This window comes from Rhodococcus sp. BS-15 (assembly GCF_000813105.1).
In the GTDB taxonomy this organism is placed as follows: domain Bacteria; phylum Actinomycetota; class Actinomycetes; order Mycobacteriales; family Mycobacteriaceae; genus Rhodococcoides.
In genome coordinates, this window is sequence record NZ_BAOX01000252.1 from 1 (window position 1) to 7311 (window position 7311).

The 7311-nt window shown below is 60.6% G+C and carries 8 protein-coding genes; 5 read left to right on the top strand and 3 right to left on the bottom strand.

What is annotated here, in order from left to right; genetic code table 11:
* Both RHBS_RS29815 and RHBS_RS21565 read left to right on the top strand, forming a co-directional pair.
* The coding region (locus RHBS_RS29815) for a hypothetical protein (RefSeq protein ID WP_236745400.1) at positions 1-189 on the top strand (189 nt) is incomplete at its 5' end.
* Complete coding sequence (locus RHBS_RS21565) at positions 186-677, top strand: flavin reductase family protein (RefSeq protein ID WP_121869385.1); 492 nt, start codon at positions 186-188, stop codon at positions 675-677. The genes RHBS_RS29815 and RHBS_RS21565, both read left to right, overlap by 4 nt.
* Before the next feature lie 222 nt (positions 678-899).
* Here the strand turns inward: RHBS_RS21565 and RHBS_RS21570 are convergent, their stop codons facing one another.
* A complete protein-coding gene (locus RHBS_RS21570; RefSeq protein ID WP_121869386.1) occupies positions 900-1274 on the bottom strand; it encodes an Lsr2 family protein in 375 nt (124 codons plus the stop codon).
* 1058 nt (positions 1275-2332) lie between these two features.
* Between RHBS_RS21570 and RHBS_RS21575 the strand changes: the two genes are divergently transcribed.
* Positions 2333-2821: a hypothetical protein gene (locus RHBS_RS21575; protein ID WP_121869388.1), complete on the top strand. Its 489-nt coding sequence runs from the start codon at positions 2333-2335 to the stop codon at positions 2819-2821.
* Between the two features lie 707 nt (positions 2822-3528).
* Here RHBS_RS21575 and RHBS_RS21580 read toward each other — a convergent pair.
* Positions 3529-4605 carry a toll/interleukin-1 receptor domain-containing protein gene (locus RHBS_RS21580; RefSeq protein WP_121869389.1) on the bottom strand — a complete coding sequence of 359 codons (1077 nt, stop codon included), beginning with the start codon at positions 4603-4605 and terminating at the stop codon, positions 3529-3531.
* A complete protein-coding gene (locus RHBS_RS21585) occupies positions 4545-5462 on the bottom strand; it encodes a hypothetical protein (RefSeq protein ID WP_128646406.1) in 918 nt (305 codons plus the stop codon). The genes RHBS_RS21580 and RHBS_RS21585 overlap by 61 nt, the downstream gene beginning before the upstream one ends.
* 119 nt (positions 5463-5581) lie before the next feature.
* Here RHBS_RS21585 and RHBS_RS31010 point away from each other — a divergent pair, with 119 nt between their 5' ends.
* Both RHBS_RS31010 and RHBS_RS21595 read left to right on the top strand, forming a co-directional pair.
* Positions 5582-5740, top strand: a complete 159-nt coding sequence (locus RHBS_RS31010) for a hypothetical protein (RefSeq protein ID WP_237669544.1) — start codon at positions 5582-5584, stop codon at positions 5738-5740.
* 458 nt (positions 5741-6198) lie between these two features.
* Positions 6199-7224 (top strand): hypothetical protein, encoded by a 1026-nt coding sequence (locus RHBS_RS21595; RefSeq protein WP_128646407.1) that lies wholly within the window; start codon positions 6199-6201, stop codon positions 7222-7224.
* Positions 7225-7311 lie beyond the last annotated feature (87 nt).

Genomic DNA, 7311 nt, shown 5'->3' on the forward strand with positions numbered 1-7311 from the left:
GCCATCCACAACATCCAGCGAGCACAGAACGTCGGATCGGTGCACCACATCGTCCCCGCCGCCGAACTGCGCCCGCAGCTGGTTTCCGCCGTCGAACGCGGAATGGCGCGAAGTCGGAATCGCGGTAGGTTCCCGGACCGTCCCACGCCGGACCGCAGACCACGACGAAAGAGGGAGCTTGTTCCGTGACGCTCAGAAACATCGACCTCGATCAGACAACGCTTCGCGATGCATATAGCCGGTTTCCTAGCGGCGTGGTTGCAATCGCCGCAGAGATCGACGGACGTCCCGTTGGAATGGCGGCCAGTAGTTTTGTTCCGGTGTCGATAGATCCACCACTGGTCGCAGTTTGCCTCCAGAAAAAATCGACAACATGGCCGAGGCTCGAGGTGGTGCCAAGCATTGCAGTGAGTGTCCTAGCCGAGTCGCACGACATCGCGGCTCGTCGACTCGCTGCCAAGACCGGAGATCGCTTTGCGGGACTTGATCTGATGGTCACCGCGGGTGGTGGGGTATTCGTGGGTGGCTCGGTGGTATGGCTGGAAACCACTTTTGAACAGAAGATTTCGGCTGGGGACCACCTCATCGTGCTATTGCGCATCCGGTCGTTGGAGGTTATGAGCGATCTCGAACCGATCGTTTTTCACGGCAGCAAGTTTCGCAGACTGCGGTTCTGATCTACCCTGCACGCGGAGGTGCACCATCTATGATGCGTGACACCGGGCACACATAGATTTGCTAGCTCGGGTGCCTCCGCAAGGGTGAAGGCGCGGTGAGGATTTACCGCTTGCGTCAAGTTCACTGTGCTACGTCTAGCGGACATTGGCTGAACCGTAAAACCGGATGTGCTCACAGAAATAGCGCGCCAGCCGGTGTAGGCGAAGCAGGCACGTTAGAGATCAGTGGGCGGCGTTGTATGCCTCGACGATGCTCTCCGGGATGCGTCCGCGACTACTGATCTCATACCCGTTGTCCGCCGCCCACTGCCGGATGGCCCGTGTCTGCTCCGGATCACGGCTCGTCGACGCCCCTGCCCTCGTTGTCGCAGGTGTAGACGCGGCCGCAGGGGAAGGCTTGCGCTTGCGGCCACCGACCCGTGTTGCGTAGCCGATATAGTAGTCGAGCTTTCGGTGAAATTCTGTGGCGTTCTTGGCTTTCAGATCGATCACATACTCGACGCCGTTCACTGCAAACTCGATTGTCTCGCCCGATTCATCGTCCATGACGGACTCATCGATATCGTCGACCATTTGAATCGTTACTTGTTTGGCCATAGCTGTAAAACCCTTTCATCGACAGGTCGCATGTGTTTACTTATTTACAACTAGCTTAACCCGTACCAATAGGCGCTTTCTCCATCGACACGGCGTCTTGAGTCTCGCGAACTCTGCACGCGATCCCCACCTCAATCCGAACTGCTCCCGTACGGCGCACTGGCCCGTGGAACAACCCTGCCGATCACCGGTGTCGGGTCGATCCTGGTCGTCGAAGTCAGCGGTCAGCCACCACGTCGCCCCTGTCGGGGTGATGTGGCCACGATTCATCCTTTAGGCAACGAAGACCCGCTTGACGCCGCAAGCATCTGCAGCAACGGCTTCAATCGGTCGTCAGTACCGAGTAGACGGTCATGACGTACCGCCGACTCGTGCGCGGTCGATCCTGGCACGGACGCACGCTGGAGTATTCGCAATCACCGACGGTCGCATGCCCGGTCTGGATCTGACGATCACCTCTCGGCCCGTTGCCTTCGGCGGCATCGAGGGAATTCGAGGCCGGTTGCGGTCGATCACCATCGACACCGCCGTCCACGGGCGAGGTAGCTCCCAGCGCCCCGGTCGGTTCACCCTCACCGCCCCGAGCTTCGGCGAGCAGGGCTTGCGGTGGTCGCCCGCTGCGAAGGCATCTCCGCCGGGACCGGGACGACCCGGCGGCTGGCAGCGGCGCAATGAGCGAACTCCACGAGAACTCGCCTATCACGTTCGACCCTTCCTACGCGCCGGATCGTCGATCCCCTCAGCGAGTTTTGGTCAACATTGCGCTTACCGTGGCAAGCTCGTCCGGAGGCAGCTCCTTCCTAGACGGGACACCGCTCAAGATCCGATCCGAAGGTCTCTAGCCAGTGGAGTGTTGTTGCAATCGATTTTGCTGGGCTCGGCGTCCAGAATCAGACGTACGGCCGCGTCAGCAGCTCGACCAAGTGCCCGCCCGAAGGGACTTCGTCGCTTTGAATCGGCCAGGCGAGGCCGAAAGAAGGACGGGTGGTTGGGTATCGTCCCAACCCCTATGGACACTTCGCAGAGCCTTCAGCTCGGCCGCACGGAAAGACCACAACATGAACCGCACCACCGCCCTTGCCGCCGCCTCTGTCCTGACGGCAGCGGTGTTTCTCGCCGCTTGCGGTAGCGACGATGACGCCAAGGTTGAAGCCAGCAGCACCACGCCTTCTTCTCCGAGTCAGGAAGCAGAGACCCCGGCCCAGCCGGTCTCCGAGTCGAAATCTGTCGTGCAGACAATTACCGCAGCTCTCGATAGCCTCGGCATCGAGCACACCGAGCCCGAGCGCACGGAGGTAGGACTGTCGGGGGCGCAGATGCGGTTCGATATGCAAGTGAACGGCTACAACGCGGGAATTAACATCTTCTCAAACAACGAGACGCTCGTTGTGTGGCAAGACACCAGCGATTCCTTCGGCGGCATTCACGTAGCTCTGCCCGATGCGAACGCCGTGCTGACATTGAACAGTTCCGAGGGGGTCGCTGACTCCGCGAAGATCGCCCCCATGATTGCCGACGCCGTCGGCGGCACCGCGCACGGGGTCTAGGCACGGCCCATCGAGCCGCGACAATCGCAGCGCTCTAGAGCACCTTCCCACGAGCGGTTCCGGGAACAGGGCCGGGTTCGTGCGCTGCGTAGGGGGAATGCCGTTCGCAGTGTCTTGAGAAGCGTCTGCCGCTTGGCTAGGTCACCGTGCGGGGCACGTCCTCGCCGGTCGCTCAACGCGGACAGTCACGTCCCAACCGTGATCGAACAGATGGTCATTCAGCTCTTCCAAGCTGTCCCGTGCGGATGGCAAGGTATATCCCGTCGGCCGCCCGATACCCCCTTCGTCCGAGAAGTGGGCTGCAGCCCAAGTCGAGCGAGACGCAAGCGGCGCCCGATGACCCCTGGAAGCCGAAATCGCCTGACGGGTCACGCTTTAAATGCGGAGCGGACCGTGGCAGCGGGGCGCCGGGAGCGGCGATCCGATGGACCGACCGCACCTAGCACTGGACGGCATGGACCGGCCCCGACAACTCGACCTCCGGGTTCTAGGAACGCCGCGACTCGGCCGAAGGCGCACTTCGCGACCTCGAAACCGAGGCTTTGAGTCATGAAGCGCTTCAGGCCAATCGAGACGTATCGCCGCTCAAATCCATGCTCAACCGGCAGCCCACCAAAAAGAACGGTGTCACCCGTCCGTCTGCGCCGGAACCGGATCGTCACCGCGACCACGGCCTGGACCGGTAGCACTGATCACGTGAGCGGCGGTCAGGGACGCAGCACCGCATCCCAGACGTCGGAGCTTCTCGGATCGACGGGCAGGTTGAACTCCGTCTCGAACCATTTCGTGAAGTTGTCGCTGTGATCAGGTGAGTTCATCCATTCAACGAAGGGATCGACCAGTTCGAGGGCTTTCCGGATCTGTGGGTGTTTCTGATTGACCGTGACCACGAGCGGGGGATCGACGTCGATCGACAGGTATCCGCGCTGCTCGGCGTCCTCGAACTCTGGGATCACGCCGTCGACATCGCGGAATCTGTCGGGCACCACCAACTCAAAGTGGGAAACATGGCAGCGGATTGCCGTGATCACGCAGCGAGGTATGCGATGTTCCTGGAAGTGCTTCGCTATCGCGTCGGCAAGATGCTTGAACTGCTCAATCTCGTCCTTTGGTAGAGCCGCCGCCGCGATCTGTTTCTGAGTCTTCGCTTCGTACAACTCGGCGTAGCGCTCTTCGAGCTCCGTGAACTTTTCGAGTAGATGGTTGTATCGTTCCGTCTTTTGGTCGAGTTCGCCTTCGATTTTGGCGACATGTTCTGCGGAGTACGTCTCGACCGTGCCCAACAACTCTTCGTACTTTGCGGCATTGACCAGCCAGCTGTCCCTTTGGAGGTTCCAATCTGCGGTGTTGGCGGTGAGGCCGAACGCTTTGATCACCCTGTCGTGCATCTCGTCGAGGTATTTACCGGCGGCGACGTCGTCGAGTTCCCCTATCAGCATCGCTTTCAGCGGTCCCGGCAAGTCCTCTCTGGGTAAACCAGGGGTAAGTACCGGAAGAAACGTTTGTTGTGCCCATGCAGCGCCCATTTCGGCCAGACATGTCGGCCGCGTGAGGTAGGTCGGGGAGACGATCGCGATGACCAGTGGCGACGCTGCTGCTTCTTTTCGCATTTCCGTAAACAGGTCGAGTCCGGATGCGATCCCTGTCCCGCGCTGTGAGCTGTAGAAGACCTGTTCACGAGGGAATCCGCAGCCGAGTCGGAGGATTTTTTCGACGAACTTGGTCACATATTCTTCATCGTTACCTGCGTGGCTGATGAACAGCTTTCCAGTCTTCTTGGCCATCGAACCATGCTAGTTGTCGCATAGGTGTCGTCACGGATTACCGCAATCTGGATGTGCCGCCGGGGGTGGCTGGGTATACGGTCCGAGCTACTCCGGGCTGTCTCTGCCTTCGTTTCGAGCAATTGCAGAACACGAACTACTGCCACCGTGGCCTGCGCGGCTGCATAGGCCTCGACGTGATCGATGCCCGTGTGGGTCACACGCTGCGCGAGATCCCACGTAGCTCTGACGAACTGTCGCAACGCCTTGTGCGAGCCTCCAGCGGCGTATCGCTCGAGGTACAGCCCTATCCATTCCTTTGCATCTGCCGCCTTGGGCGCGTCATCCCCGTCTGCGACCAAGTCAGGGTCTTGGATCACCGTCGCTGCGTCGATGAGGATCTCGCGGGCCCGCCGGCCTACGTCTTGGCGGTCGTCATCGGAACGTGCCTGCTCCAGCTCACGCGCCAGACCATCGACACGGTCTTGCAGACTTGCCCACGTCGGGTCGGCCGAGGCGAATGCGGTAACCAGACTGCCCGATTCCTGAATGCTCGCCAGCGTGGCCGCGGTGTCCGCTACGAGGGCGTTGACGAACTCAGTGCGGTGAACCCATTTGGGCAGATCGCCTTTCCTCCAGCGTCCGCCCCATTCTCCAAGCGTGCTGTATCGGATGGGGTTTGGCACCGCCAATTGCCGCAGCAGTCTGTTCAGCTGTTGGTGGCCTTTTTGGTACTCACTGTCGGCCTTTGCTGCCTTCGTGGATCCAATCATCGTATCGCTCGTCGAAGCCGAAACTAGACGAGCAGCTTGCAGGTCCAGCTTCTCAGCGGCTTGTCGAGCGATGTGCTGCCTCGATCGGGGGTTCTTATCGGTCATCAAACCAGGATGCCGGTAGACCCGACGTCGTCTGCGGTCGCGTGGCGATTCAACGCTGAGGGGCGCTGGGGCTACACCCCGTAGGTGAGATGCACCGCTGTCGTCTACCGCCTCGATTCGTGCACGCTTACGTCGACGAAACCAAAGGCAGAGGTCTCGTCGTCGTGGCCGCGATCGCCCATGTCCGCGACCTCCAGCCCTCACGCAAGGCACTCGTGGCGTTGCGACTGCGAGGACAGGAGCGCATCCACTTCAAGTCCGAAAGCGACTCGCGTTGACGAGCTACCGCCGACGCCATCGTCGCTCTGCCCATCCGCATTCACGTCTACGACGCAGCGGCTCTACACGATCGAGAAGGACGCACCCAAGCACTACAGATGCTCGTGGCCGACCTCGCAGGCATGTCGGCCACCCGCCTGGTCATCGGACAAGACGGCTCCCCAATCAGAGCAGACCGACATACGCTGTTCGCTGCGACTTCTAAGCAACAGATCCAGGATCGCTTGGCCTAGAGCACCTCCGCGCCAAACAAGAGCCCATGCTGTGGGTGCCGGACATGATGGCATGGTGCCTGGCCAAAGGCGGACATTGGAAGACGCGATTCGAGCCGATCATCACCGCCTACAACTCGTTGAAGTAACCGAGTGAACTTCCCTCCAACCCGTAGTCGCGTTTTGGGTTCCGCACTGAAACCCGTGGAGTTCCCAAATGGGAACCCGAAACGTATGATTGAGAAATGGAGTCCACACTCGATCCAAACACCGTGCTTATGGCCGGATCCGCCAAAACCATCTCCGACGTACACGTAGCCACGTTCGAGAAACTCGTGGAAATGCTGGTGCTCAACCCCACCGTCAAGCAATTGCTTGCAGCCGGCTACACGCACGCGCAAGTGGCGCGAACCGTGCACATCAGAAAACAGCAGGTCGGACTCCATGCCCGCACGACATTTGATCCGGTCACCCACGCGAAAGAGTTGCATTCGATCGACGTATGGGCGCTCGCCCTCTCACTGTGGGGGGACTCCGAACAACGGCTGCAGCTTGCGATCGACACCGCGTTCGAGTGGGATGCCACGCGGCTGGCCGACATCGCGCTGCCCGAACAGAATCTTAAGCAATACCGTATCGGTTCTGTAGCCGATGAACTCGACACGTACGGCTGCGCATTCGCCCGCTGCGAGGCAGCGCGGCCGTATACGCCGCGCCAGGAGGACTCGAACGCGGCACGAATCGGTGCGTTACGCGCCAGAGCAGCCGGAGCGAGCGAACTCGACCTGAGCGACCGCGAGGACGAAATACTCGAGCTTCTATGCACCCCCGTGGTCCCGGAAGTCCCCGACTTCCTGTTCCGAAACCGGCATCTGCGATGCACCAACACTTCGTCGAACAGTCAGCCATGGGCGGTCAAGTACGAACAGCGTCACGTACGCGAGCACACCGAAATGGAACGGTACGGCCAGCTACTGCCCACGCTGCCTGACAACTCCAATGACCCGCGCGTGCTCGCCCGCGACCTCGTGCTGTTAAACCTCGGCGATGCACGAGTGGTGTCCCTGCCCTCATCGGACACTGTCCCGCTCGCGAGCCGCAGTCGGGTGCTCGAGCGGTTTGCGGGTGTGCTCGGCGTTCGCTTGGATGAGTCGCAAACCTATGCCGAAGGCAGGACAGTCTCCGAGGTCGAGTCCGAGATTCTGGGTGCGTTGGACGAGTATCTGAGTGCTGAACTCGCTGCGCGTTCTAGCACGTCACAAACGCTGTAGATACGCAAGACCCGGCTCGCCAACCGTCCGGAAGGCTGTCGGTTCACTTCGACGAGGCTAGTGCCTCGGATAGTGCCCCATGGGGTG

Coding starts and splice junctions, on each gene's coding strand:
- RHBS_RS21570 (WP_121869386.1), bottom strand. CDS start 1,274: ATGGCCAAACAAGTAACGATTCAAATGGTCGACGATATCGATGAGTCC.
- RHBS_RS21575 (WP_121869388.1), top strand. CDS start 2,333: ATGAACCGCACCACCGCCCTTGCCGCCGCCTCTGTCCTGACGGCAGCG.
- RHBS_RS21580 (WP_121869389.1), bottom strand. CDS start 4,605: ATGGCCAAGAAGACTGGAAAGCTGTTCATCAGCCACGCAGGTAACGAT.
- RHBS_RS21585 (WP_128646406.1), bottom strand. CDS start 5,462: ATGACCGATAAGAACCCCCGATCGAGGCAGCACATCGCTCGACAAGCC.
- RHBS_RS21595 (WP_128646407.1), top strand. CDS start 6,199: ATGGAGTCCACACTCGATCCAAACACCGTGCTTATGGCCGGATCCGCC.